We start from the raw sequence: 26,815 nt of genomic DNA, 5'->3' as shown, positions 1-26,815 counted from the left end.
CCGCTGCGCCTGAGGTATCAGGCGGCATGACACAACCAATTCACATAATCGGCGGCGGCATGGCGGGTTGCGAAGCAGCCTGGCAGGCGGCCAATATGGGCGTGCCCGTGGTGCTGCATGAAATGCGCCCGACCGTCAAAACCTTTGCGCATCGCACCGAAGACCTGGGCGAGATGGTCTGTTCCAACTCCTTCCGCTCGGATGACGATGAGGCCAATGCCGTGGGCCTGCTGCATTGGGAAATGCGGCAGGCGAACGGGCTGATCATGGCAATGGGCGACAAACACGCCCTGCCCGCCGGCGGTGCGCTTGCGGTGGACCGCGACGCGTTTTCCGCGGGCGTTACCGCTGCGATTACCGCGCATCCGCTGATAACGGTTGCACGCGGCGAAGTGCCTGGCCTGCCGCCCGAGGATTGGGACAGCGTGATCGTGGCCACCGGCCCGCTGACCTCGCCCGCCCTGGCCGAGGCCGTGCGCAAGCTGTCGGGCGAAGATGCGCTGGCGTTTTTTGATGCCATCGCGCCGATCGTGCATTTTGACAGTGTGGACCTTTCCAAAGCATGGTTCCAGTCGCGCTATGACAAGGGAGAAACCGAGGAAGAGCGCACGGCCTACCTCAACTGCCCGATGGACCGCGACACCTATGAGGCGTTTATCGACGCGCTTCTGGCCGGCGATAAAACCGAGTTTAAGGATGGCGAGACTGATACGCCGTATTTTGACGGCTGCCTGCCCATCGAGGTCATGGCCGCGCGGGGCCGCGAAACCCTGCGTTTTGGCCCGATGAAGCCGGTTGGCCTGACCAACCCGCACCAGCCCGATGTGAAGGCCCATGCCGTGGTGCAACTGCGCCGCGACAATGCGCTTGGCACACTTTACAATATTGTCGGCTTTCAGACAAAGATGAAGTATGGCGCGCAAGCCTCTGTTTTACGGATGATTCCGGGGCTGGAGAATGCCGAGTTTGCACGGCTTGGCGGCATCCATCGCAATACATTCATCAACTCACCCACGCTGCTTGATGATCAGCTTCGCATGAAAGCCATGCCGCGCCTGCGCTTTGCGGGGCAGATAACCGGGGTTGAGGGTTATGTTGAAAGTGCTGCTATGGGGCTGCTGGCCGGGCGGCTGGCGGCGGCCGAACGGCTGGGCCAAACCCTGCCCGCCGTGCCGGACACCACCGCGATTGGCGCGCTGGTGTCGCATATCTCCGGCGGGGCCGATGCAAAAACCTTTCAGCCGATGAACGTCAATTTCGGCCTGTTTCCGCCGATCGATGCCAAGGGCGGGCGGCGTGGCCGCAAGGAACGCTACAAGGCCTATACCGACCGTGCCAAGCTCGATTGGGCCCGCTGGCTGGGATGATCACCACGCGCTTCGCCCCCTCGCCCACCGGGCCGCTGCATTTGGGCCATGCCTATGCGGCGCTGGTGGCGGCCGGGGCGGGCCAGCGTTTTTTGCTGCGGATCGAGGATATCGACCAAAGCCGCGCGCGCCCTGACCATGAGGCGGCGATCTATGACGATCTGGCCTGGCTGGGGCTGCGCTGGGAACATCCGGTCATGCGCCAATCGGCCCGCCTGCCCGCCTATCGTGCCGCCCTTGCGCAGCTTTGGAATATGGGCCTGCTTTACCCATGTCACTGCAACCGCCGCGACATTGCCGCCGCAATCGAAGCCCCGCAAGAGGGCGCGCAGCTTGGCCCCGACGGGCTGATCTACCCCGGCACCTGCCGCGCGCAGCCTGCTGGCCCGATGCCCGAAGGGGTGTTGCGGCTGAATATGGCAGCGGCGCTGGAACGCGCCGGGCAACTTACCTATGTGAACAACGACAAGGTCGAAAGGGTTGAAAACCTTGCTAAAACCTGCGGCGATGTGGTTTTGGCGCGGCGCGATATGGGCACATCCTACCATTTATCGGTTGTCGTGGATGATGCCGCGCAAGCCGTTACGCTGGTCACGCGCGGTGAGGATCTGGCCGAAGCCACGCCGGTTCACGTGGTTCTGCAGGCGCTTTTGGGTCTGCCGCACCCCGAATACCTGCACCACAGGCTTGTTCGCGATGATGCCGGCAAGCGGCTGGCCAAGCGCGATGATGCCCGCGCGCTGGCCAGATACCGCGCCGAAGGGGCCAGCCCTGCCGATATCCGCCGCATGGTCGGGCTATAACGGCTGGCTTAGCTCCACCTCGGCCCCGTCGCGCATGGCGGTATAAAAACACGACCGCCGGTTGGTGTGGCAGGCGGGGCCGGTCTGGTTCACCTGCAACAACAGGCAGTCGCGGTCGCAATCAATCTGCAATTCGACCAGTGTTTGCACATGGCCCGATGTTGCGCCCTTGGCCCAAAGCGCGCCGCGCGAGCGTGACCAATAGGTCACCTGCCCGGTTTTCAGCGTCTCGGCCAGGCTTTCGGCATTCATCCAGGCGAGCATCAGCACCTCGCCGCTGGCATGGTCTTGCGCTATGGCGGGAATCAGGCCGTTTGCATCGAATTGCAGGCTCGCTATGTCAAAATCACGCATGGTCGGCCCTTCTCATTTCCGGCGTTCCGGCCTATCTAATGTGTGAAGGCAGCTTTGCAAAGGCATGATATGAGCGGTGACGGCGACCTGATGGCGCTTTATTCCCAGCGGATTCTGGCGCTGGCGGCGGGAATTCCGCGCGCCGAACGGCTGGAATCGCCCGATGTTACGGTGCGCCGCCGTGCGCCGCTGTGTGGCTCGACCGTAACGGTCGATCTGGTGCTTGATGGCGACACGATCCGCGATTACGGGCAGGATGTGAAAGCCTGCGCGCTTGGCCAGGCGGCGGCATCGGTGCTTGGTGCGGTGGTCATTGGCCGCAACCGTGCCGAAATTGCCAGGGCGCATGACCAGCTTCTGGCCATGCTGAAAGAGGGCGGCCCGGTGCCCGATGCGCCCTTTGACGGGTTCGAAGTGCTGCTGCCCGCGCGCGATTACAAAAACCGCCATGCCTCGATCATGCTCGCCCTTGGTGCCACGCGCGAGGCGCTGGACACGGCCGCAAAACAAGCCGCCGGATAAAAAACCGCGCCCATGACCAGGGTCAGCGGGGCGCGGCAGGTGGTGCGCATATGATCGCGGCCGGGCGAAGGGCCATAGGCTGTGTGACAGGCAGTTGCACAGCTGTGCGATCAAAGCCGCGAAACGGTCAGGACAGGGTGAACCACCCCAGGATCAGCACACAAAGCGCGCCAAGGCACAAAGCGTCTTCCAGAATTTCTGTGGCCGAATGGCTGCGAATTTGCTTGATCATGGCTTTCATCAACGTCTCTCCTGTTCTGTTTACTATTTGTTCTTATTTGCGCGCCAGTGTCAAGAACAAATATGGAACATGGAGGTTAGCCAACAGACATAAGGCGAATCGCAGCGTCACGGTCCATCAGGTAAAGCAGGGCGCGCACGGCCTGGCCGCGGGGGGTTTCAAGCTGCGGGTCACGCTCCAGCAGCAATTGCGCGTCCTTGCGCGCGGCGGCCATAAGCTCGGCCTGGGTTTCCAGATCGGCAATGCGGAAATGCGGCAGGCCCGATTGCGCCGTGCCCAGAACATCGCCCGCGCCGCGCAGCCGCATATCTTCATCGGCAATGCGAAACCCGTCTTCGGTTTCACGCATGATTTCCAGCCGCGCGCGCGCCGCTTCCCCCAACGGGGCCTCGTAAAGCAGCAGGCAGGTCGAGGCTTCGGCCCCGCGCCCGATGCGCCCGCGCAACTGGTGCAGCTGTGCCAGCCCGAAATGTTCGGCATGTTCGATAACCATGATGCTGGCCGAAGGCACGTTCACGCCCACTTCGATAACCGTTGTGGCGACCAGCACGCGGCTGCGCCCGGCCACGAAATCGGCCACGGCTGCGTCTTTATCGACGGGCGGCAATTGCCCATGCACCAGCCCGACAGCCCCCTCGCCCAGTTGCGCGCGCAGCGCGGCAAAGCGGTTCTCGGCCGCTGTCAGCGCCATATGTTCGGATTCATCGACCAGCGGGCACACCCAATAGGCTTGCCGCCCGGCGACAATGGCGGCGCGCAACCGTTCAACCACCTGCTCGATCCGCCCCATCGAGACCAGCACCGTTTCAATCGGTTTGCGCCCGGCGGGCTTTTCATCGAGCAAGGACAGGTCCATATCGCCATACTGGCTCATCGCAAGTGTGCGCGGGATGGGGGTTGCAGTCATCACAAGCATGTCCACCGCCTGCCCCTTCTGGCCAAGCTCCAGCCGCTGTTTCACACCAAAGCGGTGCTGTTCATCGACCACGGCAAGGCGCAGATCGGCGAAGTTGACCTCGGCCTGGAACAGCGCATGGGTGCCGATGACGATTTGCGCAGCGCCACTGGCAATATCCGCCAGCTTGTCGGCCCGTTCGGCGCCCTTGTCGCGCCCCGTCAGCAGGGTAATGTTCAGCCCGGCGGGCGCGGCGAGTTCGTGCAGGCTCGCCAGATGTTGCCGCGCCAGAATTTCGGTGGGCGCCATCAGCGCCGCCTGCCCGCCCGATTCAACCGCGGCCAGCATGGCCAGCAGCGCAACCAGCGTTTTGCCCGCCCCGACATCGCCCTGCAACAGCCGTGACATGCGCATCTCTGCCGCCATATCGGCCAGAATTTCTGCTGTAACGCGGGTTTGTGCGCCGGTTGGCTGGTAGGGCAAGCCGGCCATAACCTTTGCGCCAAGCACACCGGTGCCCAAGCTCGCCCGGCCCTTTTTGCGCCGCGCCCGCGCCCGCGCAATGGCCAGCGTTACCTGATGCGACAGCAATTCGTCATAAGCCAGCCGCGCGCGTGCCGGGCTATTGGCCGCCAGATCGGCGATGCCCGTGGGGTTATGCGCGGCCTCCAGCGCCGCACGCCAGCCCGGCCAGTTGCGCGCTGCAAGCAGGCTGGCATCAGCCCATTCCGCCAGCATCGGGGCGCGGTCAAGGGCGGCGCGCACGGCCTTGGTCATTGCGCGCAAACCCAACCCGGCGGTGAGCGGATAAACCGGCTCATATTGCGGCAGGCTGTCAGCCTCGGATGGCAATAAAATATGGTCGGGATGCGACATTTGCGCGATACCGTCAAACACCTCCACCCTTCCCGAGACCACGCGCCGCGCAGCTTCGGGCAGGGTTTTTGCCAGCCAGTCGCCACGCGGATGGAAGAAAACCAGTTGAAATTCGGTCGCTGAATCGCGCACGAAAACCCTGTAAGGGCCGCGCCGCGCCGGGGGCTGGTGCAGGCCAACCTCCACCTCGACCGTTACGGTTTGCGGAAATGTCAGCCCCTGAATTGTGGGGCGCAGGCGGCGGTCGGTGCCGCTGGTTGGCAGTGTGAACAGCAAATCGCGCGGGCGGGTGATGTTCATCTTGCCTAAAAGCTCGGCCGTTTTCGGGCCAACGCCTTCAAGCCCCGTGAGAGACGCAAAAAGCGGGAACAGAATTTCGGGGCGGCCAATGCTCATCGCTGTATCAAGGCGCAATCAGGCGATGAGCGCAAGCCACTCATCCTCCGATAGCACCTGCACCCCCAGGCTTTGCGCGGTTTTGAGCTTGGCGCCCGCGCCCGGCCCTGCAACCAGCATATCGGTTTTTGCCGAGACCGAGCCGGAGACCTTTGCGCCCAGGTTTTCAGCGGTGGCCTTGGCTTCGGCGCGGGTCATCCGCGCGAGCGTTCCGGTGAAAACCACGGTTTTGCCGGCCACGGGCGAGCTGCTGGCACTGGGTGCCGCAACATCCTCAACCGTCAGATGCGCGATAAGCCGCTCGACGCTCGCGCGCGTTTCGGCATTGTGAAAATAGGTGACCAGCGCGGTTGCCAGCACGGGGCCAACGCCGTCGATGCTGTTAAGCTCGTCCCAATCATCACCTTCCAGCGGGGCGGCGGCCTGAATTGCGGCATAGAACGCAGCCCAGCTTGTATAATGCCGCGCCAGAACCTGCCCTGCCGTTTCGCCCAGATGGCGGATGCCGAGCGCGAATAGCAGGCGGTTGAGCGGGATGCTGCGGCGCGCATTGATCGCCTCAACCAGCTTGGCGACCGATTTGTCGCCCCACCCGTCGCGCTTGCGCAGGGTTTCGGCATATTTGTGTTCAATTTCAAAGATATCGGCGGGTTCCTTCACCCAGCCTTCGGCAAAGAACGCCTCGATCTGCTTGGCCCCCAGCCCTTCGATGTCAAAGGCGCTGCGGCTCACGAAATGCCGAAGTTTTTCAAGGGCTTGCGCGGGGCAAATCAGCCCTCCCGTGCAGCGCGCCACGGCCTCGCCTTCCTCGCGCAGAACTTCCGAGCCGCATTCGGGGCAAGTGGTGGGAAATATGTAAGGCACGGCACTATCGGGGCGGCGGGCAAGGTCGACATCCTTGATTTTCGGTATCACATCGCCCGCGCGATAGACCGTTACCCAATCGCCGATGCGAATGTCGCGGCCGTCGCGGATTTCGGCCCCGAAACTATCGCGCCCGGCAATATAATCGGCATTGTGCAGCGTGGCGTTGGAAACGACTACACCGCCAACCGTGACAGGGCGCAGCCGCGCGACGGGTGAAAGCGCGCCGGTGCGGCCGACCTGAATATCAATGCCCAAAAGCTCGGTCGTGGCCAGTTCGGCGGGGAATTTATGGGCGATGGCCCAGCGGGGCGTGGTGGTGCGAAACCCCAGCCGGGCTTGCAGGGCAAGGTCGTTGACCTTGTAGACCACGCCGTCAATGTCATAGCCAAGCGTGGCGCGCTGCGATTCAATCTCGGCATAGGTGGCGAGCAGGGTTTCCAGATCGGGGCAAAGCCGGGTGAGCGGGTTTATCTTGAAACCGAATTCCCCCAGCCGCGCCAGTGCCCCGGTTTGGGTGGCGCCCAGCGGGGCCGAAACCTCGCCCCAGGTATAGGCGAAAAAGCGCAAAGGGCGCGCGGCTGTGATGCTGGCATCGAGCTGGCGCAGGCTGCCAGCGGCGGCATTGCGCGGGTTGGCAAGGGTTTTTTGCCCCTCTGCGGCCAGGCGTTCGTTGAGCGTGGCAAATTCGTCATGGCGCAGATAGACCTCGCCGCGCACTTCCAGCACCTTTGGGGCATTCCCGATTTTCTGGGGGATTTCGGCAATTGTGCGCGCATTGGCGGTTACGTTTTCACCCTCGGCACCATCGCCCCGCGTGGCGGCATGAACAAGCGCGCCATCTTCATAGCGCAGCGAAAGCGACAGCCCGTCGATTTTCGGTTCGGCGGTTAGCTCCAGGGGGCCGTCATGGTTCAGGAAACGCCGGATCTGGGTGATGAAATCGGCCACATCCGCATCGTCAAACGCATTGCCAAGGCTGAGCATGGGCACGGCATGTCTGATTTTTCCAAAGCCGCTGGCAGCGGGCGCGCCAACTTTGGCAGAGGGCGAGTCTGCGCCTGCCAGCTGCGGGAAATCGGCTTCAAGCGCCAGAAGCCGTGCTTTCAGCGCATCATAATCGGCATCCGGAATTTCGGGCGCATCTTGCTGATGATAGGCCAGATTGGCCGCATCAATCTGTGCCGCCAAACGCATCCATTCGGCGCGTGCTGCAACAAGCGCATTACTTGCAGATTTTTTTGCCATCGCCGCCCCCTTTTCCCCCTAAGGGATAGCAATGCGGGGCGAAATTTCCAGCCCAAACCTGGCCCGGTAGCGCAAATTCATCCGGGCCGACCGAGGTGCTAGACGGCGATCTTTTGTGGGGCCACGTCAATCGGGTCGCGCAACACATAGCCGCGGCCCCAAACGGTTTCGATGTAATTGTCGCCGTTCAGTGCGGTGGTCAGCTTCTTGCGCAGCTTGCAGATAAACACGTCGATGATTTTCAACTCCGGCTCGTCCAGACCGCCGTAAAGATGGTTGAGGAACATTTCCTTGGTCAGCGTTGTGCCCTTGCGCAGGCTCAACAGCTCGAACATCTGGTATTCCTTGCCGGTCAGATGCACGGGCCGGTTATCAACCGCGACGGTTTTGTCATCGAGATTCACCACGACGCGCCCGGTTTCGATAACCGAATGCGAGTGCCCTTTGGAGCGGCGCACAATCGCGTGGATGCGCGCGATCAGTTCCTGTCGGTTGAAGGGTTTGGTCAGGTAATCATCGGCGCCAAAGCCGAAACCCTTGATTTTTGATTCGGCATCATCAAAGCCCGACAGAATGAGGATAGGCGTGTCGATCTTTGCGGTGCGCAGCTGGCGCAAAACCTCGTGCCCATGCATATCGGGCAGGTTGAGGTCGAGCAAGATCAGGTCATAGTCATAAAACCGCGCCAGATCGATGCCCTCTTCACCCAGATCGGTGCAGAATACATTGAGGCTGGCGCTGGTGAGCATCATCTCGATGCTTTTCGATGTTGCCGGGTCATCCTCGACCAACAATATTCTCATGCTAATCCTCCGTAACGCTTAATTCCTTTGCACCATTGCATTAAGGATTAGAAAGGTTAACCAACACTTACTGGTTTACAGAAGATTACAATAACACGCTAAGGTTGTCGATAATGTTGTATTTTTGTAACCAAAAGCCCCTTGCGGCCGTGGCTGGATAGCGCATCTTGCCATAATGCGAACTCTTCTTCCGACAGATCATACATTTCACAGGCCTGTTCCAGCGTCAGAAGTGCTGATTCGACCGCCTGCACAACAATGGCCTTTCGGTGTGCCACCCAGCGCGTTGTGTCGCGCGCGGGCAGGTCGGAACGTGTAAGAATTGTGCCATCGGGCAGCCGCACCGCAGCCGGGCCGATCTCGCGTCGAATAAACATTGTCCACCCCTGGATCATTTCGCTGGGTCAAGACTGCGCGTCAGGGGTTAAGCGTATGTGAAACCACGCCTTGAGAATGCTTCGGATTTTCCTATATAACACGGCAAGTTTGACAGGATCATCATGCCCGACACCTTGCTCGCCCCAACCAGAACGCTCAATTCGCTTGGCTTTGCCAAACCCCCTGCACAAACGCGGGTGGTTGTGGCCATGTCCGGCGGGGTGGATTCATCGGTCGTGGCGGCGCTGCTGGCGCGCGAAGGCTATGATGTGGTTGGCGTGACCCTGCAGCTTTACGATCACGGTGCCGCTTTGGCCAAAAAGGGCGCCTGCTGTGCGGGGCGCGATATTCACGATGCACGCCGCGTGGCTGAAACAATGGGCTTTCCGCATTATGTGCTTGATTACGAAAACAAATTTCGTGAAGCCGTGATGGATGAATTTGCCGATGCCTATCTGGCGGGCGCAACACCTGTGCCCTGCATTCGCTGCAACGAGCGGGTGAAATTTCGTGATCTGATGGAAACGGCGCGCGATCTGAATGCCGATTGCATGGCGACAGGCCATTACATTCAGCGCGCTGTCGGCCCGCACAAGGCCGAGCTGCACCGAGCCGCCGACCCGGACCGCGACCAAAGCTATTTTCTGTTTTCCACCACGCAAAGCCAGCTTGATTATCTGCGCTTCCCGCTCGGGCATCTGGCATCCAAAGCCGAAACCCGCGCTTTGGCGGCTGAATTCGGCCTTGGCGTGGCCGATAAACCCGACAGTCAGGATATTTGCTTTGTGCCCAATGGCTCTTACGCTGCGGTCATTGAAAAACTGCGCCCCGGTGCCGCGCAGCCCGGCGAAATCGTGCATGTCGATGGCCGCGTTCTGGGCGAACATAATGGCGTGATCCACTACACAATCGGCCAGCGGCGGGGCCTTGGCATTGGTGGTGGAGAGCCGTTTTACGTTGTCAAACTCGATGCCGATCGCCGCCAGGTTGTTGTCGGCCCGCGCGAAGACCTTGCCACGCGCCGCGTTCCGGTGCGCGAAATCAACTGGCTTGGCGATGCCGCCTTTGAAGATGCACCCGAACAGGGTTGGGAGGTTGAGGTGAAAGTCCGCTCCACCCGCCCCTCGACCCCGGCGCGCATTCGCCCCACCGGCCCCAACACGGCCGAGGTGGAGCTTGCCGTGGCCGAACAGGGCGTTGCCCCCGGCCAGGCCTGCGTGTTTTACGCCCCCGAAGGCCCGCGCATTCTGGGCGGCGGCTGGATTCACAAAGGCTAGGCCAGCGGCATTGTTCCGCCCGAAATGCTTTCACTTTTGCACCCGCCTAGGAACCACAGGCTTGCCGCAAACGGAATCTGGTGGTTTACTGTTCGCGATTAAACGTCACGAACAGGGATTTAAGTGCTATGTTTAGAAAACTTCGTCTTTTGGCCGTAGCGGCTGTTTTGGCCGTTATGGGCGCACCGTCATTCGCGCAAAGCGAATGGGCTGGCTATGATTCATGGGATACATTGTATAGCCGGGGCAGCTGGCGGCTTGACCGCAATGTTCATACTGACGGGTTTTTGAGCTGCGAAAGCCGCACGGCAAACAACAATGATTTCAGCTTCAGCCTGTTTACCTGGCAAGACGGTCGGGTTTCCATCCGCTTTCAAAGCGGGAACTGGAATTTTGGCGACATGATTCAGGATGTTGAATTTGTTGTCAAAATTGACAATCGCCCGATCTGGAACCTTACAGGCTCCAAGGCAAATGACATGATTCAGGTAACGATTGTCACGCCCGACAATGACCTGACACGCTTTTTGCGCGAAGTGCGGGCCGGGAACACGCTGTATCTGGGCAATGCCAATAGCAGCGAAATCACCCGCTTTTCGCTTGCCGGCACCACAGCTACGCTTGGCCAGCACGCCCGCTGCGAAGATACAATCCTTTCAGGCGGCGGCAATCCGTCCGACCCGTTCCTTTAAGCTAACCCCAATGGCACATGGCGGGCGCTTCGGCGCCCGTTTTCATGTGAAAGGCCCAAAATGCTGAACGCTGTTCTTGCCCGGATTGACCAAAACCAAAACGCCGCCATCGAGCGCCTTTTCGCGCTCATGCGCATTCCCAGCATTTCAACCGACCCCGCCTATGCCGAGGATTGCACCCGCGCCGCCGATTGGCTGGTCGATGACCTGACCAGCATCGGTTTTACCACCACACGGCATGACACGCCGGGCCGCCCGATGGTTGTGGCCCGGCATGTGGCGAACGGCCCGCATATTCTGTTTTATGGCCATTACGATGTGCAGCCGGTTGACCCGCTGGAAGACTGGAACACCCCGCCCTTCGCGCCGCAACTTGAAGACGGTGCGCATGGCAAGCTGCTGCGCGGACGTGGCAGCGCCGATGACAAGGGCCAGCTCATGACCTTTGTCGAAGCCTGCCGCGCCTTCAAGGAGGTCACAGGCGCCCTGCCCGGCAATATCACGATTCTGCTGGAGGGTGAGGAGGAAAGCGGCTCGCCCTCGCTCATCCCCTTTCTTGAGGCGCATCAGGGCGCGCTTTCGGCCGACATCGCGCTGGTTTGCGACACGAATATGTGGAACCGCGAAACGCCGGCCATCACCACCAGCCTGCGCGGCACTTTGGCCGAAGAGGTAACGCTGCACGGCGCGCGCTTCGATCTGCATTCCGGCATGTATGGCGGGGCGGCGGTAAACCCCATCCACATTCTTGCCCGCGCATTGGGCGCGCTGCACGATGCGCATGGTCGCATCACCCTGCCCGGCTTTTACAATGGCGTGCCGGAACTGGACAAGGCCACCCGTGCCGCATGGGCCGCGCTTGATTTCAGCGAAGCGGCATTTCTGGGCGCGGTCGGGCTGGGCGTTCCGGCGGGCGAATCCGGCTTTTCGGTGCTGGAAAATATCTGGGCGCGCCCGACAGCTGAGGTCAACGGCATCTGGGGCGGCTATACCGGCCCCGGCTTCAAAACCGTGCTGCCTGCCAACGCAAATGCAAAGGTCAGCTTCCGCCTTGTGGGCGATCAGGATCCGGAGGCCATTCGCGCCAGTTTTCGCGCCTGGCTTCAGGCGCAAATTCCCGCCGACATGCGGCTGAGCTTCAAAAGCAAAGACGGCTCGCGCGGGCTGAACATGCAAACGGATGCGCCGGTTTACAGGCGCAGTGCCGCGGCTTTGGGCGAAGAATGGGGCCAGCCCGCCGCGATGATCGGCAGCGGCGTGTCCATTCCCATCGTGGCGCTGTTTCGCAGCATTCTGGGCATGGACTCGGCCCTTATCGGCTTTGGGCAGGAGGATGACGCCATTCATTCGCCCAATGAAAAATATGACCTGCGCAGTTTTCACAAGGGCGCGCGCAGCTGGGCGCGGATATTGGATGACTTGTGCAGGGACGGCTGGCAGAGCTAGCCGCGGTTGCGCCCCATAGCCCCGCCACGGCGGCGCGGCCGTGCGGGCGCGGCCTGTCCGTCGCGCAAAACCTGTGTCATCGGGTGGTTGGGGTGGGCGGCGGCGTAGCGCGCCAACAAGGCGGCAATCGCGGCCGAGGTATCGCGCGACTGCGGCACATTCATGGCCCAGTCCAGAAAGATCGACCGGCATTCACCGGGCGTGATGCCCGCAATGCGGTAGCTTTCAAAAATCAGCCCGCGCGGGTCGTCGTCATGTCCGCCCTTGTCGACCATCTGCTATGCCTCCTGCTTGCCGAGCTTGCTGTCGATCAGCGCGCACATTTCACTTTGCACCTGTAACAACAGGGTTTCCAGCACCGCAGTATCGGCGGTTTCGGTGGCGCGGCACAGTAAATCCATCACCCCCTGGCCGGCGCGCGCCGGTTCGAGCCGCCCATCAATCGCCAGCCGCCCGATTTGCTGCACCGTGGCGAACAAAGTCAAGGCCGCTTCAAGCTGCGCAAGCTCGTCCTTGCCGAGCCAGCCGTCGCGGGCCAGCGCGCGCGCCATTGCCGGCGCTGCGCGCTTGTTGGTGACATTGCGCATAAGCGCGCCGGCTTGCAGCATCAGTTCGATATCCAGCAAACGCCCGCGCCCAAGCTTAACCTCCCAGGCAAAATCATCATGAGCGGCATTGGCAGCGGCAAGGCGGGCGCGCATTTCAACCACATCGGTGCGGATCTGCGCGGCATCAAGCGGCAGGTTTTGAGCCGCGCTCAGGGCAGCAGCCGTTGCGCCAAGCATTTCGGGCGTTCCGGCCACCACGCGGGCGCGCAGCAGCGCCAAATGCTCCCATGTCCAGGCCTCTTGCCGATGATAGGTTTCAAACGCGCTTAGCGCCACGGCAACCGGCCCCTTGCGCCCCGAGGGGCGCAGCCGCAAATCGACCTCGTAAAGCCGCCCTTCGCTGGTTTCCACGGTCAGTGCCGAAATCAGCGATTGCGTCAGCCGCGCATAATATGGCCCCGGCAGAAGCGGGCGCTTGCCATCGCTTTCGCCCTGCTCGCTGCCATCATAAATGACGATCAGGTCCAGATCGGAGGTGACCGTCATCTCGCGCGAGCCTAGCTTGCCCATAGCAATAACCGCAGCGCCCTTGCCGGGTGCAAATCCGTGCCGTTCGGCCAGATGCTTGCAGACAATGGGAAAAAGCTGCGCAAGGCAGGTTTCGGCAAGGTCGGAATAGGCCTTGGCCGATTGCGCGGCGCTGCAAATGCCCCGCAGCAGATGCACCCCGATGCGAAAGCGCAATTCCTGCGCCCAGACGCGGGTGGCATTCAGCGCATCCTCGTAATCCTGTGCCGCTTGCAGTGCCGCAGCAAGGCCGCGTGCCATTGTGGCCATATCGGGCAAGGGGCCAAAGAAATCGGAGCCGATCACCGCATCGAACACTTTCGGATTGCGGCCCAGATAGCGCGCAAGTTCAGGGGCGGAGCCGCAGATATCCACCAGCATTTCAAGCAGTTCCGGGTTCGCCTCGAACAGGGCGAAAAGCTGGACACCGGCGGGCAGACCGCGCAGAAAGGCATCGAATTGCAACAAGGCCTCGTCCGGGCTGGGTGCGCGGGCCAGACGTGCAAGCAGCGCCGGTTTCAGCCCGTCGAACAATTTGCGCCCGCGCGCGGTGCGCAATGCCGGATAGCGCGGCCAGGCAGCAAACAGGTTTTCGGCCAGTTCGGGGCGTTCGAAATCCGGGGTCTCGCTGGGGGCTGCGGGCGTATCGCGGCTGAAAAACGGTTCGGTCAGCGACTGCACCCGCTGCAACCGCGCCAGAACCTCGGCCTCGAAAGCCGCCTGATCGCTGGCACCACAGAACGCCGCCAGCCGCGCGCGTTTCTCGGCGGGTTCCGGAATGATATGGGTTTGCGCATCATCCAGCATTTGCAGCCGGTGTTCGAGCGTGCGATGTGCAATATAGGCCGCATCGAGCGCACTGGCCGTTTCAGGGTCGATCCAGCCTTTTTTTGCTAGTGCCGCCAGTGCCGCCCGTGTGCCGCGCTGGCGCAGATCGGCATCGCGCCCGCCACAGATAAGCTGGCGGGTTTGCGCGAAAAACTCGATATCGCGAATGCCGCCCTGCCCGAGCTTCAGATCATGGCCCGCCACAGAGATTGCGCCCGCCAGCCCCTTATGGTCGCGTATGCGCAGACGCATGTTATGCGCATCTTCAATGGCGGCAAAATCGAGGTGGCGGCGCCAGACAAACGGTGTGAGCCTGTCCAAAAACCCCTGCCCGGCCGCTATGGCCCCCGCACAGGGCCGCGCCTTGATAAAGGCTGCCCGCTCCCAGGTGCGGCCAAGGGATTCATAGTAGCTTTCGGCCGGCTCCATTGCGATACAGACCGGCGTGACCGAAGGGTCGGGGCGCAGGCGCAGATCGGTGCGAAACACATAGCCCTCGGCGGTGACCTCCGACAGCAGCTTGACCATGCGCTGTGTCACCCGGATGAAGGCCGCCCGTGCCGTGGCATAATCATCGGGCTGAAACCGGGTTTCATCAAACAGCATGATCAGGTCTATGTCGGATGAGTAGTTCAACTCGCCCGCCCCGCCCTTGCCCATAGCCAGCGCGACCATGCCCGCAGCCTCGTCGATATCACCCATACTGGCGCCGGGAATTTTGCCGCGCGCAATTTCGGCGGCAATCAGGTGGCGAAGGGCGGTATTTACCGCGAAATCCGACAGGGCCGTAAGCGCGCCGGTGACATCTTCGAGGCACCACAGCCCGCCCAGATCGGCCAGGGCGGTCAGCAGGGCCACGCGGCGCTTGGCCTGGCGCAACGCATCGGAAAGCGCGTTGAAGTTTTCACCTTCCGCAACCAATGCTGCGGCCAGAACCTCGGCCAACGGGGTGTTTGCGATGCTGGCCAGCCATTCAGCCTCGCGCGACAGCAAGGCATCCAGATAGGGGCTGCACCCGGCCACGCCTTCGATCAGCGCGGGCAGATCACCGGGCAGATCGGCAAAGCGCGCGCGCGCGAGCGCACCGCGCGCGGCATCATGGGGAATCGGGGATGGCTTGGCCTGCGCTAAACTGGTCATCGCGCCAGAATGGCGGGCCGGGCGGCAAGGTCAAGGGGGCTAGTGGCCCTTGAAGCGAGGCGCGCGCTTTTGCTTAAAGGCGGCAACGCCCTCGGCAAAATCATCCGAAGCACCGGCCCTGGCCTGCAAACGCGCCTCCAGCGCCAATTGTGCATCAAGATCGTTGTCAAAGCTGGCCCGCAATGCCTGTTTGAGCAGCGCATAGCTTTGCGTTGGCCCCTTGGCCAGATGCGCGGCGCGCGCGGCGACATGGGCGGCAAATTCGGCATCGGGCACGGCTTCCCAGATCATCCCCCACTGTGCCGCCTGTTCGGCGCGAATGCTTTCGGCAAACAGGGCCGCGCCCATTGCGCGCGCAAACCCGACCTGGCGCGGCAGCCAATAGGTGCCGCCGGCATCCGGAATAAGCCCGATGCGGGTGAAGGCCTGGATAAACACCGCAGACTGCGCGGCGATCACCACATCGGCGGCCAGCGCGATATTCGCCCCTGCCCCAGCGGCAGGCCCGTTCACGGCGGAAATCGTGGGGATGGGGCAATCATAAATGGCGCGCAAAAGCGGCTCGTATTCGTCGCGCAGCGTTGCTTGAAGGTCGAGATCTTCTGGTGAGACATCGCCGCTCAGGTCTTGCCCGGAACAAAAGGCACGGCCCGCGCCGGTCATCACCAGCACGCGGCCATCGGTGGGTGCGCGCCTGACCGCCTCCAGCAGTGCCGCGCGCAAAGCGCGGTTCAGCCCGTTCATCACATCGGGGCGGTTGAGCGTGATGGTCACCACCCCGTCGGCCACTGTGTAAAGCAGGGTGCTTTCCGACATAAGCCTGGCTATTCCTCTTGCATCAGCGTGGCAATCCGCGCTTCCTCGGCCGCGTTGAGCCTGTCAGCCACCGGCCTTGGGCGGCGTCGGATATAGAGAATCGCCATGCCAAGCCCGGCCAAAAGCAGCGCCGGCCCGGCAAACCATAAAATGACATTGGCACCGTTCATACTGGGGCGCAGCAGCACAAATTCGCCATAGCGCGCCACGAGCGCGGCAACGACATCGTCATCGCTATTGCCCGCCACCAACATTTCGCGCACCAAAAGCCGAAGGTCTCGGGCGATTGCGGCGTTGGAATCGTCAATATTCTCGTTCTGGCAAACAACACAGCGCAGCCCTTTGGAAATTTCACGCGCACGCGCTTCCAGCACCGGATCATCCAGCATTTCATCGGGTGTTACCGCAAGCATGGGGCTGGCGACGAGAATCAGCAAAAAGACAAATCTGCGCATTTGCCTACTCCGCCGGAACAATACCGCGCGGGCTGCGGCTTTTGAGCGCCGCAATCCGGTAGCGCCTGTCCATCAGGCTGACAATGCCGCCAAGCGCCATGACCAATGCGCCAATCCAGATCCAATTCACAAACGGTTTGATGAAGGCACGCACGGCATAGCCCCCCGCCTGCTGCGGATCGCCCAATACGACATAGAGGTCGCGCCACAATCCAAGCGTGATGGCGGCCTCGGTCGTGGGCATTTGCTGCACGGGGTAAAAACGTTTTTCCGGCAGAAGCTGGCCAAGTTCCCGACCGTCGCGGAAATAGGTGAACACCCCGCGGCGGGCGGAATAGTTCGGCCCCTGAATTTCCTCGACCGCATCCAGCCGCAATTCATAGGCGCCAAGCTGCATGGTTTGGCCGACTGCCATTTCGCGGTTTGCCTCAACCTCCCATGCGGTTACGGCGGCAATGCCGAATATTGTCAGGCCAAAGCCGGCATGGGCAAAGAAACGGCCCCAATCGGCGCCCGGCAAATTGCGCGCCCGGCGCAGCGATTCGGCCAGTGGCACAGCACGCAGACGCACCTTGTTGGCAATATCGGCCACGGCACCCAGCACAATCCAGGATGAAAGCACCAGCCCGACCGGCCCCAAAATCCGCCCGCCGGTGTTGAACGCCCAAACGGCAGCGCCAAGTGCCACCGACAGCGCAACCACCCCGTAGAGCGGGCGCAGATTGCGGCCAAGCTGCGCGCGTTTCCACGGCAAAATGGCACCCATTGGCAAAAGCATGGCCAGCACCACCATGAATGGCGTGAAGGTCAGATCAAAGAACGGCGCGCCGACCGAAACAACGGAACCTGTCAGCGCCTCGTTCGCCAGGGGCCAGATCGTGCCGATGAACACGATCACCGTCGCCACAATCAGCAGCAGATTGTTCAGCACAAGACCGCTTTCGCGGCTGATGGATGAAAAGGCCGAGTTGCTGCGCAGGCTGGGCGCACGCGCCGCATAAAGCGTAAGGCCACCGCCAATCGCAACAACCAGAATTCCCAAAATGAACTTTCCGCGCTCGGGATCGTTGGCAAATGCGTGAACCGAGGTCAGCACCCCAGAGCGCACCAGGAACGCCCCGATCAGGCTGAAGGAAAATGCCAGAATTGCCAAAAGCACCGTCCAGCTTTTGAGCGTGTCGCGTTTTTCAACCACAATGGCCGAATGCAGCAGGGCGGTGGAAATCAGCCACGGCATGAAGCTTGCATTTTCAACCGGATCCCAGAACCACCAGCCGCCCCAGCCAAGTTCATAATAGGCCCACCACGAGCCCATAGCGATGCCAATGGTCAGGAACATCCAGGCCGTCAGCGTCCAGGGCCGCACCCAACGGGCCCAGGCCGCATCGACCCGGCCTTCGATAAGTGCTGCAATCGCAAATGAAAATGCCGTCGAAAGCCCGACATAACCAAGATACAAAAATGGCGGATGAAAGGCGAGGCCGGGGTCTTGCAGCAGCGGATTGAGGTCATTTCCATCAAGCGGCGGCGATACCAGCCGCAAAAACGGGTTGGAGGTGAACAGCATGAACGCCAGAAATGCGACACCGATCATCGCCTGAACCGACAGAACGCGCGCGCGCAGGGTTGGCGGCAGGTTGCGCCCGAATGCGGCGACAAGCGCGCCAAACAGCGTAAGAATCAGTATCCAGAGCAAAAGAGAGCCTTCGTGATTGCCCCAGACACCTGTGAATTTATAGAGAAGCGGCTTGGCTGAATGCGAGTTGCTTGCAACAAGCGCCAGCGAAAAATCCGAGGTCACAAAGGCGTTGGCCAGGGCCGCGAAGGCAAAAGCAACCGCAATAAACTGCGCATATGCGGCAATATTGCCAACGCGCATCCAGTCATGCCAGCCCCGCCAGGCGCCAATCATTGGAACAACAGTTTGAATACCGGCCACAGCCAGTGCGAATATCAGGGCAAAGTGGCCGAGTTCGGCAATCATCTGTTGGCTCCATCCATGTGACACGGATCATCATAGATGCTGGAGCAGTAGTTGCAATTTTCAATTGCGTGATGGGGGGGCGGCCTTGCGTCGCGGGCCGCCCCGAATGGCTAGAGATTCGCGCGCCAGTCTTCCAGCGCATCGTTAATTTCAGCTTGCGGTGACGTTAAAGCCTTGTTTGGCACTGCCGGGGCGGGCACGCGCGGCGCATAGCCGCGAAAATAGTGCAGCTCGCGCGCCCCAAAATAGAACGAAACCACCGCCCCAAGCAGCCACCAAAGCGGATCGGGCACATAGGCAAGCCCCTGCATCCGCACCGAAAACCCTTCGGGAGCTGCCATTGCATAGGCAAACAGCCCGATCGTCGAAATCGCCAGAAGCGGGCGCGGCAGCCGGTTGAGCCCGTTTACAAACTGGTCAAACCAGCCGTCGCGCGCGCCCTCGAATTCGGCCCCCGCCTGGGTGATTGCGGCCGTATAACGCGTGGTTGCGGCGGCTTCTGCCTTGGTCGCATTGCTGGTGAAAACCTCGGCAACCTGGGCAACAGCGCCGCCTACCTGTTCGGCTGTGCGTCCGATATTGATCAATGCCATTACCAGGCTCCTGTGCGGGCCGCATGTTGGGCGGCGGTAAGACGATATTCCTCGGAGATGAATTCTTCGGCGCGCAAAATCCAGCCGCCCTTGCCGCCATCACGCCGTCGCGCATATTTACGGCTGGCCGGGCGGGCATCGGCCAGGGCGTAGTAGTAGTTGCGGCGCGCTATGCCATAGGCATTTACAAAATGGTCGGGGGCGGCCCGCAAGGCGCGCGCCGCGGCGGCCTGTGTCAGGGGGCCAAGCAGGCCATCAATGGCAACCGGCTGGCCAAATTCACCAAGCAGGCGCTGCAAGATCTTTATCGCATTGGCCCCGGCGTTCACATACATATCCAGCACGCTGGGCTGAAGCGGCGCGGGCAGACCGGCAATGCCGCTATCTTCAAAATAGTGCTTCCGATAGATCTTGCGCGCCGTTGCAAGCGGCAGTTTTTTCACATCATCGGTGTCGATATCGCCATCGCCATCCACATCCAGGCCCAAACGGCGCAGGGTGCCAATGGTCACACCGTAATTCGTGGCCCCGCCCGGATCATCCGGGTCGTTTACAAAGCCGCCTTCACGCGCAAGTATTCCATCTATCAGATCGTCAATTGACGCCATCTCGGTATTCCTGACAATTTGGTTAAGATTGCCGGAGTATTACCGAAAAAAGTTACAAACCCGTTGAGATGGCCTTAACTAATTATTCGCCGTGATGTCGACGCCTTGCGCGCTGAGCGCGTTGATCACCTCGGTGGGTTCATATTTTTCGTCATGTTTGGCCAAAATCGTGGTGGCGACGAATACGCCACCTTCCATTTGCCCCGTCACCACCGTGCCGCGCCCTTCAGCAAACAGGTCTGGAATAGGGTCCAGCCCGACGTAACGCACCGGAATATCCTCGTTGGTGTCGGTCACCACGAATGTCGCCTCGGTGCCCCGCATCAGGCTGCCTTCCAGCACAAGCCCGCCAAGTTTGAACACCTCACTTGCCCTAGGAGGGTTTGACACAACCTCGCTGGGCGAGCGGAACAGGTTGATGCTGTCTTTCGCACCGATCCCGATAAGAACCGACGCCCCGACAAGCAAGGTCATGCAAATGGCAATAAGCTGAACGCGGCGTTTTTTACGAAGTCCGGCCATTGAGCTCCTATGGGAATACGGGGGCCATATCCAGCCCCAGGGTTTCAGGATGGCCAAGCATCAGGTTCGCATTCTGCAAAGCCTGGCCCGAGGCGCCCTTCATCAGATTATCCAGCACCGAAACCACAATCATCCGCCCGGCGCGCCGATCGGCCACAACACCGATTTTGCAGCGGTTGGAGCCGCGTACATGGCGGGTGGCAGGGGTTTGGCCTGGCGCAAGAATGTCGACAAATGGCTCATCTGCATATTTTGCAACAAGGGCTTCATGGGCGGCTTTTGCATCGCCGCGCAGGTAGATCGTGGCCATCATCCCACGGTTTTGCGGCAGCAAATGCGGGGTAAAGCTGCATTCAACCGCCCGCCCGGCAGCGGCCGACATTTCCTGATCCAACTCGCCCATATGCCGGTGGCCCGCCACGCCATAAGCATGAAACCCTTCCGAGACTTCGGTGAACAGGTTCGCCTCTTTTGCCGCGCGCCCTGCCCCGCTAACCCCCGATGCGGCATCGATAATTATGTCATCGGCATCAACCAGTTGCGCCTGAAGCAACGGCAGCACCGCCAGCAGCGATGTGGCAACATAACAGCCGGTATTGGCGGTAATGCGTGCCGCCCGGATCGTGTCGCGGTAAAATTCGGGCAGGCCATAGGCCACGCTTGGCTGCAGGTCCATCGCCGTATGTTCAAGCCCATACCATTTTTTGTAAGCCGCTGCGTCGCGCAGCCGGAAATCGGCCGAAAGATCGACCATTTTCACATGTGCGGGAAGGTTTTTGGCAACCGAATGCGTAACCCCGTGCGGCAGGGCGGCAAATACCAGATCGATGCCGGAAAAGTCGATATCCTCGATCTTTTGCAGCAAGGGCAGGTCCAGATGCGCCAGATGCGGGAAGGCCTCGGCAAGTGACGCGCCGGCCTTGCGATCGGCGCTGAGCGCGCCAATGCGCAGCCCCGGATGCCCGGCAATCAGGCGCAGAAGTTCGGCACCCGTATAGCCCGAAGCTCCAAGAATGGCGATATTGTGTTGCGTCATGATCCGGCCTTTCGTTGCCAGCTAATCTAGGGGCTATCCGCGGGGGGTGCAACGCCGCTAGAGCGCGGCAAATCGCGCATCACGGCCCAAAAAGCGCGCCGCACCCGCGCTGACGGCGGCTTCATCGCCGCTGGTCAGATAGCGGGTCGTGCCGGTTTCGGCAAAATGCGGATAGCGGGCCAGATAATCGGCAAGGCTGTCGGCCACAATGTCGGGCTGGTCAATCAGCCGGGTTTCCGGTGGCAAGGCGGCGGCAAACATGTCGCGCACCAGCGGGAAATGCGTGCAGCCAAGCACGGCGGCCTGCGGTTTTGGAAAACGTTCCAGCACTGCGCCAACATACCGGTTCACCAGCAGCCTTGCACCAGCCTCGTCGTGCGCCTCTATCGCATCGACCAGGCCCGGGCAGGCCTGCCCTTCCACCAACACATCGCGGGCCCGAAACTTCAGCTCGCGCGGGAAGGCACCGCTCGAAATGGTCGCCACGGTCGCAAACAGCGCGACATTTGCAAGGCCGGTATGTGTGGGCGGCGCGTTGTCGCCCCAGTTGCGGCGGGTCAGGTTTTCGATCATCGGCACGAAAACGCCCAGCACGCGGCGCTTGCCCTTGGGCAACCACTCGGTTTGCAATTTGTGCAATGCCGTCGCCGCCGAGGTGTTGCAGGCGATGATCACCAGATCGCAGCCCATATCGAACAACCTTGTGCAGGCAGCCGTGGTCAGTGCAAAAATTTCATCGGAATCTTTTGGGCCATAGGGCGCATTCGCATTGTCACCAAAATAGATAAAGGCCTGATCTGGCAGCTTTTTTTGCAAAGCCGCCAAAATGCTCAGCCCGCCAAGCCCGCTATCGAATACCCCAATTGGCATGGTCTGCCCTACCCGGTTTATGCTGCAACTGCCTATCACTATGCCGCCGATCTGGCGTTGTCCAGAAGCCCGCCGCATAAGAAAAGGGCCGGTCAATGACCGGCCCATATTCCGAAATTTGAAGCGCGTTCAACGGCCAATCAGAATCCGGTGGCTTGGCAGAACCGCATCATCGCCCGCAACCGCCAGCCATGTGGCAACCACACCGGCAATCCGCTCGACAATGGCGACCCGCATGGTATAGCCAGCCGCATCTTCCTGGCGGGCACGTGCGCCCCCCGAGGCTTTCTGGTCGGATTCGATGAACGACCGTGGCGAGAGTGCTTCGCCGGTATTGGCATCAAAGGCCTGAATGTAGAAATCGACGTTGTGGATACCGCCGATATTGGATCGCGCGCGGCGTGTCAGGGTGTGGAACTGCGCCACCTCGACTTCCAACCGCACCGAGCGCCCGCCTTTGAGCGAGGCATCGAGCCGGCCAGCACCAAGGGCAACGCCCTCTTCAAAAATCCGCTGCACCTGCAAATAGGTATCGCCCGGCCCTTCCTCGATCCAGATGATATCGACATTGGGGGCCTGACCGTTACGGTCGGTCGTTGTCAGGCTGCGCGGAACATTCACGTTGATCTGCGTGACATTCCAGTTAAACGTCTGATCTTCGCGCAGTATTTCGGAATAGCTGACATTCGTGTTGATACACCCGCCCAGCGTTGCGGCGGCCGCGACTGCGATCAGGAAACTTTTTAAGGACATACTCTGCTCCAAATAAATAGAAGGGACTTTGTGCCCGATTTATCGACCGGAACTTTGCCACTTTCATGCGTTTCAATCAAGCCGCTTCATCGCATTTGTTGCAACCGGCCCCGCATCCACTGAGAATAAGTGCAGAATTGGCACAAATATCGCCTTTTGGGCGACCAGCAATGCTGATTGTGCTTGTTTTGCGTGTATTTGCCGCTTTCGGCGGTATTTGCAGCGGGGGCTTCTTATGACTGATCGACCCTCGTAATAAAAAAGGGCCGCTGGTAAAGCGGCCCCTTTGGAATGGTGTTTGCAGCTTAGCGTTTGGAGAACTGGAAGCTACGACGGGCTTTGCGCTTGCCGTATTTCTTGCGTTCTACGGTGCGTGCGTCGCGGGTCAGGAAGCCGGCGGCTTTCAGGGCACCGCGCAGGCTTGGCTCGTAATAGGTCAGCGCTTTGGAAATGCCGTGTTTGACCGCGCCAGCCTGGCCCGACAGGCCGCCGCCGGAAACGGTTGCCATCACGTCGAACTCGCCAGCAACACCAGCAACGGTAAAGGCCTGGCCGATAACCATTTGCAGCACCGGGCGTGCGAAATAGTCGTTCATCGGCTTGCCGTTCACGGTAACCTTGCCGGAACCGGGCTTGACCCAAACGCGGGCAACCGCATCTTTACGCTTGCCCGTGGCATAGGAGCGGCCAAGCGCATCGCGCTTGGGTTCACGAACAACGGCGGCTTCAACAGCGGCGGCTTCGCCGGTTACGGCTTCTTTCAGATCGTCGAGCGATTTGATGTCAGACATGTTCATGCACTCCGGGTGTTTTTCGGGTTCATCGACTTGATGTCGAGAACTTCAGGGTTCTGCGCTTCATGCGGATGATCGGCACTTGCGTAGACACGCAGGTTGGTCATCTGCTGGCGCGAGAGCGGGCCGCCGGGCAGCATACGCTGGATGGCCTTTTCAACCACACGTTCGGGATGCGCGCCTTCAAGGATCTTGTCGGCCGTGCGCGACTTGATCCCGCCAGGATGGCCGGTATGCCAGTAATAGGTTTTGTCGGTGCGCTTGTTGCCCGTCAGCTGGATTTTATCGGCATTCACAATGATCACATTGTCGCCCATATCCATATGCGGGGTGAAGGTTGGCTTGTGCTTGCCGCGCAGGCGCATGGCCACGATGGTTGCAAGACGGCCCAGAACAATGCCTTCGGCATCAATCAGGATCCATTTCTTGTCAATATCGGCCGGTTTGGCAGAAAAAGTTTTCATATCTCGTATCCGTTCCGTCGGGGGGATGGCTGGATGCCAGCCCCGCATGAATTCCGAGATGCCCTTTTAGCGATGTTTGGCGCACTGTCAATTGCCGTAAGTGGCAGATTGTTTTGTGTTATCAATGGCTTACAAAATAGGTATTATTTTACCCCACTCCGATCGGGCGGAATCGCATAGGTCAGGCTGGCATGGGCGACAGGGGCATCGCTGTCTGCGCTGTAAATCAACACATCGCCCACGCTCAGGCTGCGGCCAAGTTTCAGAATACGCGCCCTGGCCAGCATGTCGCCCCGCCCTGCGGGCTTGCGCATGAAGTTGATGGTGCAACTTGTCGTGACCGTCAGGGTTTGCGGGCCGATCATCGCCATTGTCGCCAGATAGAATGTTACATCGGCAAGCCCGAACATTGTCGGCCCGGACACGGTGCCGCCGGGGCGTAAATCGGCCTCGCGCACGGTCATGGCCACGGTCATTTCATGCGGCGCAAGCGCGGTTATCCGGAACCGGCCCTCAACCTGCGGAAATTCGCGCTCCAGCACAGCGTGCAATTCATCAATCGTCATCACAGGCAACATGGGGGCTTTCCTCGCGGCTGAATCTTCCCCAAACTGCATTTCAGAACTGGGGGAGAAATGCAAATGCCCGATATCCTGCTGCGCGATGACGCCGATGGTGTTACCACGCTGACGCTGAACACACCCGACAAGCTGAATGCGCTGTCCGATGAAATGCTCGCCGCGCTGCAAGGGCAGTTTGATGCGCTCAAGGTCGACACGGACAGCCGCGTGGTCATTCTGCGCGGCGCGGGCAAGGCGTTTTGTGCAGGCCATGACCTGAAACAAATGCAGGCCGCGCGGTCTGGTGCCGACAAGGGCCGCGCCTATTTCAAAGACCTGTTTGAGCGGTGTGCGCGGGTGATGCTGGCCATTCAGGCCCTGCCCCAGCCGGTGATCGCACAACCGCATGGCATTGCAACCGCAGCCGGCTGCCAGCTTGTGGCCACATGCGATCTGGCCCTGGCCGCCGAGGGCACGCGTTTTGGGGTCAACGGTGTGAATGTCGGGCTGTTCTGCTCAACCCCGATGGTTGCGCTTACCCGGAATGTGCCCGCCAAGGTGGCATTTGAAATGCTGACAACCGGCCAGTTCATCGAGACCAGCCGCGCCGAGCGCATTGGCCTGATCAACCGCGCCGTGCCGCTTGAGGCACTGGAGGATGAGACGATGGCGCTGGCGCGGATCATCGCCTCCAAACGCGCCGCCGTGGTGAAAATCGGCAAGGAGGCGTTTTATGCGCAACGCAACATGACCCCCGCCGAAGCCTATGACTATGCCGGTGCGGTGATGGTTGAAAACATGCTTTTTCGCGATACCGAGGAAGGTATCGCCGCCTTTATCGACAAACGCCCGCCGAACTGGCGTTAGCCAAAGCGCCACCCCGTCCCGGGCCTGACCCGGGACCTCTCCGCCGCGCTGAAAGGCCCCGGATCGGGTCCGGGGCGGGTCAGCCTGTCAGCGCAGGCTTTGGCGCGCCGGATAGCCCGCCCTGAACCGCGCGCGAATGACCAGAACAAACAGCAGCACTGCACCAAGCTGGTGGGCAAGCGCCCAGTCCAGCGGCGCCGCCAGCAAGACCGTGCCAACGCCCAGCCCAAGCTGGAGCAGAAGCGCCAGCGCCACAAGATTGAACGCCTTGCGCACCGATCTCAGCGCGGATTTGCGCGCCTGCCACCACACAAAAAGCCCAAAAACAAAGGCGATATAGCCAAGCAGGCGGTGGTTGAACTGCACCAGCGCCGGGTTTTCAAAGAAATTGCTCCAGATCGGCGTATAGCCAAAGCTCTCGCTTGGCAAAAACTCCCCGGCCATCAGCGGCCATGTCGGGAAGCTGCGCCCGGCATCGATACCTGCCACCAGTGCGCCCAGCAGGATTTGTGCAAACAACAGCCCGACCAGCACACCGCCAAGCCGGAACAGCCGCACTTCGCGCGCGCGGCGTGCTTGCAGAAGCTCAACCGAGGATTTGCCAAGCCGCAGCACATACCAGGCGATCAGCCCCAGAATGACAAATGCCAGGCCAAGATGCAGCGCCAGCCGATAAGAGGCGACATCAACCATGCGCCCGACCAGCCCGGAGGAAACCATCCACCAGCCGACCAGCCCTTGCAGCCCGATCAGCGCGCCGATCAGCACCAGCCTGAAGTGCCAGCCACTTGGCACGCGGCCGCGCAGCGCAAACCAGGCATAGCCCAGAAACCATGCCAGCCCGATGATGCGGCCCAGCAATCTGTGCCCCCATTCCCACCAGAAGATGCTTTTGAAAGCGGCAAGGTCCATCTGGCTGTTTTGCAACTGATATTCCGGCGAGGCCTGATATTTCGTGAACACATCGGCCCAGGCGGCATCACTCAGGGGCGGCAATGTGCCCATCAGCAGGTTCCACTCGGTGATCGACAGGCCAGAATCGGTTAGCCGGGTCAGGCCGCCAACGGCGATGATCAGCACAACCAGCCCGAACAGCACCATCAGCCAGCGCGCAATGGCGCGGCGCGCATCGGGCTTGGCGGTTTTGGTTTGCGCGGCTTGCTTGGTGTCGCTGCCGACCTCTTCAAAAATACTGGGCATGGCGTTTCCTTCACTTTGGCACAGAAATAGGCGCGTATCGGGCGCGCG

At 60.9% G+C, this 26,815-nt stretch carries 27 protein-coding genes; 7 read left to right on the top strand and 20 right to left on the bottom strand.

Annotated elements, in window-relative coordinates; all coding sequences use genetic code 11:
- Positions 1–26: 26 nt before the first annotated feature.
- Both trmFO and gluQRS read left to right on the top strand, forming a co-directional pair.
- Positions 27–1,367, top strand: a complete 1,341-nt coding sequence (trmFO, locus tag LGT41_RS12150) for a methylenetetrahydrofolate--tRNA-(uracil(54)-C(5))-methyltransferase (FADH(2)-oxidizing) TrmFO (RefSeq protein WP_337993014.1) — start codon at positions 27–29, stop codon at positions 1,365–1,367.
- On the top strand, positions 1,364–2,170 hold the full coding sequence (gluQRS, locus tag LGT41_RS12145; protein WP_274127147.1) for a tRNA glutamyl-Q(34) synthetase GluQRS: 807 nt from the start codon (positions 1,364–1,366) through the stop codon (positions 2,168–2,170). Before trmFO ends, gluQRS begins: the two co-directional genes overlap by 4 nt.
- Here the strand turns inward: gluQRS and hisI are convergent.
- A complete protein-coding gene (hisI, locus tag LGT41_RS12140) occupies positions 2,165–2,524 on the bottom strand; it encodes a phosphoribosyl-AMP cyclohydrolase (protein ID WP_274127146.1) in 360 nt (119 codons plus the stop codon). The two genes, gluQRS and hisI, sit on opposite strands and share 6 nt — an antisense overlap.
- Before the next feature lie 69 nt (positions 2,525–2,593).
- Between hisI and LGT41_RS12135 the strand changes: the two genes are divergently transcribed.
- Positions 2,594–3,046 carry an iron-sulfur cluster assembly scaffold protein gene (locus LGT41_RS12135; RefSeq protein WP_274127145.1) on the top strand — a complete coding sequence of 151 codons (453 nt, stop codon included), beginning with the start codon at positions 2,594–2,596 and terminating at the stop codon, positions 3,044–3,046.
- 317 nt (positions 3,047–3,363) lie between these two features.
- Here the strand turns inward: LGT41_RS12135 and recG are convergent, their stop codons facing one another.
- The 4 genes from recG to sciP all read right to left on the bottom strand — a co-directional run bounded on the left by recG (position 3,364) and on the right by sciP (position 8,746).
- Entirely contained in the window at positions 3,364–5,454 is a 2,091-nt protein-coding gene (gene recG, locus LGT41_RS12130; protein ID WP_274127144.1) for an ATP-dependent DNA helicase RecG, read from the bottom strand.
- Positions 5,455–5,472: 18 nt separating this feature from the next.
- A complete protein-coding gene (gene ligA, locus LGT41_RS12125) occupies positions 5,473–7,566 on the bottom strand; it encodes an NAD-dependent DNA ligase LigA (protein WP_274127143.1) in 2,094 nt (697 codons plus the stop codon).
- 98 nt (positions 7,567–7,664) lie between these two features.
- Positions 7,665–8,369: a response regulator transcription factor CtrA gene (ctrA, locus tag LGT41_RS12120; RefSeq protein ID WP_274127142.1), complete on the bottom strand. Its 705-nt coding sequence runs from the start codon at positions 8,367–8,369 to the stop codon at positions 7,665–7,667.
- A 98-nt stretch (positions 8,370–8,467) separates the two neighbouring features.
- Positions 8,468–8,746 (bottom strand): CtrA inhibitor SciP, encoded by a 279-nt coding sequence (gene sciP, locus LGT41_RS12115; protein WP_274127141.1) that lies wholly within the window; start codon positions 8,744–8,746, stop codon positions 8,468–8,470.
- A gap of 123 nt (positions 8,747–8,869) precedes the next feature.
- Here sciP and mnmA point away from each other — a divergent pair, with 123 nt between their 5' ends.
- From mnmA to LGT41_RS12100, 3 genes are all read left to right on the top strand, one after another.
- A complete protein-coding gene (mnmA, locus tag LGT41_RS12110) occupies positions 8,870–10,024 on the top strand; it encodes a tRNA 2-thiouridine(34) synthase MnmA (RefSeq protein ID WP_274127140.1) in 1,155 nt (384 codons plus the stop codon).
- Between the two features lie 128 nt (positions 10,025–10,152).
- Complete coding sequence (locus LGT41_RS12105) at positions 10,153–10,716, top strand: hypothetical protein (RefSeq protein ID WP_274127139.1); 564 nt, start codon at positions 10,153–10,155, stop codon at positions 10,714–10,716.
- 60 nt (positions 10,717–10,776) lie between these two features.
- Complete coding sequence (locus tag LGT41_RS12100; RefSeq protein WP_274127138.1) at positions 10,777–12,162, top strand: M20/M25/M40 family metallo-hydrolase; 1,386 nt, start codon at positions 10,777–10,779, stop codon at positions 12,160–12,162.
- Here the strand turns inward: LGT41_RS12100 and LGT41_RS12095 are convergent.
- From LGT41_RS12095 to LGT41_RS12030, 14 genes are all read right to left on the bottom strand, one after another.
- Entirely contained in the window at positions 12,159–12,437 is a 279-nt protein-coding gene (locus tag LGT41_RS12095; protein ID WP_274127137.1) for a hypothetical protein, read from the bottom strand. The genes LGT41_RS12100 and LGT41_RS12095 overlap by 4 nt on opposite strands.
- Positions 12,438–12,440: 3 nt before the next feature.
- A complete protein-coding gene (locus LGT41_RS12090) occupies positions 12,441–15,245 on the bottom strand; it encodes a bifunctional [glutamine synthetase] adenylyltransferase/[glutamine synthetase]-adenylyl-L-tyrosine phosphorylase (RefSeq protein ID WP_274127136.1) in 2,805 nt (934 codons plus the stop codon).
- A gap of 39 nt (positions 15,246–15,284) precedes the next feature.
- A complete protein-coding gene (locus LGT41_RS12085; protein ID WP_274127135.1) occupies positions 15,285–16,061 on the bottom strand; it encodes an enoyl-CoA hydratase-related protein in 777 nt (258 codons plus the stop codon).
- Positions 16,062–16,069: 8 nt separating this feature from the next.
- On the bottom strand, positions 16,070–16,516 hold the full coding sequence (locus LGT41_RS12080) for a cytochrome c-type biogenesis protein (protein ID WP_274127134.1): 447 nt from the start codon (positions 16,514–16,516) through the stop codon (positions 16,070–16,072).
- Between the two features lie 4 nt (positions 16,517–16,520).
- Positions 16,521–18,500, bottom strand: coding sequence for a heme lyase CcmF/NrfE family subunit (locus LGT41_RS12075; RefSeq protein ID WP_274127133.1), 1,980 nt, complete (start codon positions 18,498–18,500; stop codon positions 16,521–16,523).
- 110 nt (positions 18,501–18,610) lie between these two features.
- A complete protein-coding gene (locus tag LGT41_RS12070; protein ID WP_274127132.1) occupies positions 18,611–19,093 on the bottom strand; it encodes a holin family protein in 483 nt (160 codons plus the stop codon).
- The gene (locus tag LGT41_RS12065) at positions 19,093–19,701 is read right to left on the bottom strand and encodes a holin-associated N-acetylmuramidase (protein ID WP_274127131.1); all 609 of its coding nucleotides are present in this window, start codon (positions 19,699–19,701) and stop codon (positions 19,093–19,095) included. Before LGT41_RS12065 ends, LGT41_RS12070 begins: the two co-directional genes overlap by 1 nt.
- Positions 19,702–19,779: 78 nt before the next feature.
- Positions 19,780–20,223 (bottom strand): cytochrome c maturation protein CcmE, encoded by a 444-nt coding sequence (gene ccmE, locus LGT41_RS12060; protein ID WP_274127129.1) that lies wholly within the window; start codon positions 20,221–20,223, stop codon positions 19,780–19,782.
- Between the two features lie 7 nt (positions 20,224–20,230).
- Positions 20,231–21,259 carry an N-acetyl-gamma-glutamyl-phosphate reductase gene (gene argC / locus LGT41_RS12055; RefSeq protein WP_274127128.1) on the bottom strand — a complete coding sequence of 343 codons (1,029 nt, stop codon included), beginning with the start codon at positions 21,257–21,259 and terminating at the stop codon, positions 20,231–20,233.
- A 57-nt stretch (positions 21,260–21,316) separates the two neighbouring features.
- A complete protein-coding gene (locus LGT41_RS12050) occupies positions 21,317–22,129 on the bottom strand; it encodes a glutamate racemase (RefSeq protein ID WP_274127127.1) in 813 nt (270 codons plus the stop codon).
- Positions 22,130–22,258: 129 nt separating this feature from the next.
- The gene (locus LGT41_RS12045) at positions 22,259–22,882 is read right to left on the bottom strand and encodes a DUF6778 family protein (protein WP_274127126.1); all 624 of its coding nucleotides are present in this window, start codon (positions 22,880–22,882) and stop codon (positions 22,259–22,261) included.
- 305 nt (positions 22,883–23,187) lie between these two features.
- Positions 23,188–23,673, bottom strand: a complete 486-nt coding sequence (rpsI, locus tag LGT41_RS12040) for a 30S ribosomal protein S9 (protein ID WP_274127125.1) — start codon at positions 23,671–23,673, stop codon at positions 23,188–23,190.
- Between the two features lie 2 nt (positions 23,674–23,675).
- Positions 23,676–24,140: a 50S ribosomal protein L13 gene (gene rplM, locus LGT41_RS12035; protein ID WP_274127124.1), complete on the bottom strand. Its 465-nt coding sequence runs from the start codon at positions 24,138–24,140 to the stop codon at positions 23,676–23,678.
- A 143-nt stretch (positions 24,141–24,283) separates the two neighbouring features.
- Positions 24,284–24,718 (bottom strand): PaaI family thioesterase, encoded by a 435-nt coding sequence (locus LGT41_RS12030; RefSeq protein WP_274127123.1) that lies wholly within the window; start codon positions 24,716–24,718, stop codon positions 24,284–24,286.
- Positions 24,719–24,781: 63 nt separating this feature from the next.
- Between LGT41_RS12030 and LGT41_RS12025 the strand changes: the two genes are divergently transcribed.
- Positions 24,782–25,567, top strand: coding sequence for an enoyl-CoA hydratase (locus LGT41_RS12025; RefSeq protein ID WP_274127122.1), 786 nt, complete (start codon positions 24,782–24,784; stop codon positions 25,565–25,567).
- 87 nt (positions 25,568–25,654) lie between these two features.
- Here LGT41_RS12025 and ctaA read toward each other — a convergent pair whose 3' ends face one another.
- Complete coding sequence (gene ctaA, locus LGT41_RS12020; protein WP_274127121.1) at positions 25,655–26,767, bottom strand: heme A synthase; 1,113 nt, start codon at positions 26,765–26,767, stop codon at positions 25,655–25,657.
- Positions 26,768–26,815: the final 48 nt, after the last annotated feature.

The sequence above is a fragment of the Abyssibius alkaniclasticus genome (genome assembly GCF_020447305.1).
Taxonomy (GTDB): domain Bacteria; phylum Pseudomonadota; class Alphaproteobacteria; order Rhodobacterales; family Rhodobacteraceae; genus Abyssibius; species Abyssibius alkaniclasticus.
This window is presented reverse-complemented; position numbering and strand designations above follow the sequence as displayed.

Coding starts and splice junctions, on each gene's coding strand:
- LGT41_RS12090 (WP_274127136.1), bottom strand. CDS start 15,245: ATGACCAGTTTAGCGCAGGCCAAGCCATCCCCGATTCCCCATGATGCC.
- mnmA (WP_274127140.1), top strand. CDS start 8,870: ATGCCCGACACCTTGCTCGCCCCAACCAGAACGCTCAATTCGCTTGGC.
- LGT41_RS12030 (WP_274127123.1), bottom strand. CDS start 24,718: ATGTTGCCTGTGATGACGATTGATGAATTGCACGCTGTGCTGGAGCGC.
- rplM (WP_274127124.1), bottom strand. CDS start 24,140: ATGAAAACTTTTTCTGCCAAACCGGCCGATATTGACAAGAAATGGATC.
- ctaA (WP_274127121.1), bottom strand. CDS start 26,767: ATGCCCAGTATTTTTGAAGAGGTCGGCAGCGACACCAAGCAAGCCGCG.
- LGT41_RS12100 (WP_274127138.1), top strand. CDS start 10,777: ATGCTGAACGCTGTTCTTGCCCGGATTGACCAAAACCAAAACGCCGCC.
- gluQRS (WP_274127147.1), top strand. CDS start 1,364: ATGATCACCACGCGCTTCGCCCCCTCGCCCACCGGGCCGCTGCATTTG.
- LGT41_RS12070 (WP_274127132.1), bottom strand. CDS start 19,093: ATGGCATTGATCAATATCGGACGCACAGCCGAACAGGTAGGCGGCGCT.
- LGT41_RS12135 (WP_274127145.1), top strand. CDS start 2,594: ATGAGCGGTGACGGCGACCTGATGGCGCTTTATTCCCAGCGGATTCTG.
- recG (WP_274127144.1), bottom strand. CDS start 5,454: ATGAGCATTGGCCGCCCCGAAATTCTGTTCCCGCTTTTTGCGTCTCTC.
- LGT41_RS12075 (WP_274127133.1), bottom strand. CDS start 18,500: ATGATTGCCGAACTCGGCCACTTTGCCCTGATATTCGCACTGGCTGTG.
- LGT41_RS12085 (WP_274127135.1), bottom strand. CDS start 16,061: ATGTCGGAAAGCACCCTGCTTTACACAGTGGCCGACGGGGTGGTGACC.
- LGT41_RS12065 (WP_274127131.1), bottom strand. CDS start 19,701: ATGGCGTCAATTGACGATCTGATAGATGGAATACTTGCGCGTGAAGGC.
- trmFO (WP_337993014.1), top strand. CDS start 27: ATGACACAACCAATTCACATAATCGGCGGCGGCATGGCGGGTTGCGAA.
- ligA (WP_274127143.1), bottom strand. CDS start 7,566: ATGGCAAAAAAATCTGCAAGTAATGCGCTTGTTGCAGCACGCGCCGAA.
- rpsI (WP_274127125.1), bottom strand. CDS start 23,673: ATGTCTGACATCAAATCGCTCGACGATCTGAAAGAAGCCGTAACCGGC.
- LGT41_RS12045 (WP_274127126.1), bottom strand. CDS start 22,882: ATGTCCTTAAAAAGTTTCCTGATCGCAGTCGCGGCCGCCGCAACGCTG.
- hisI (WP_274127146.1), bottom strand. CDS start 2,524: ATGCGTGATTTTGACATAGCGAGCCTGCAATTCGATGCAAACGGCCTG.
- LGT41_RS12105 (WP_274127139.1), top strand. CDS start 10,153: ATGTTTAGAAAACTTCGTCTTTTGGCCGTAGCGGCTGTTTTGGCCGTT.
- LGT41_RS12050 (WP_274127127.1), bottom strand. CDS start 22,129: ATGCCAATTGGGGTATTCGATAGCGGGCTTGGCGGGCTGAGCATTTTG.
- LGT41_RS12080 (WP_274127134.1), bottom strand. CDS start 16,516: ATGCGCAGATTTGTCTTTTTGCTGATTCTCGTCGCCAGCCCCATGCTT.
- LGT41_RS12095 (WP_274127137.1), bottom strand. CDS start 12,437: ATGGTCGACAAGGGCGGACATGACGACGACCCGCGCGGGCTGATTTTT.
- sciP (WP_274127141.1), bottom strand. CDS start 8,746: ATGTTTATTCGACGCGAGATCGGCCCGGCTGCGGTGCGGCTGCCCGAT.
- ccmE (WP_274127129.1), bottom strand. CDS start 20,223: ATGGCCGGACTTCGTAAAAAACGCCGCGTTCAGCTTATTGCCATTTGC.
- LGT41_RS12025 (WP_274127122.1), top strand. CDS start 24,782: ATGCCCGATATCCTGCTGCGCGATGACGCCGATGGTGTTACCACGCTG.
- argC (WP_274127128.1), bottom strand. CDS start 21,259: ATGACGCAACACAATATCGCCATTCTTGGAGCTTCGGGCTATACGGGT.
- ctrA (WP_274127142.1), bottom strand. CDS start 8,369: ATGAGAATATTGTTGGTCGAGGATGACCCGGCAACATCGAAAAGCATC.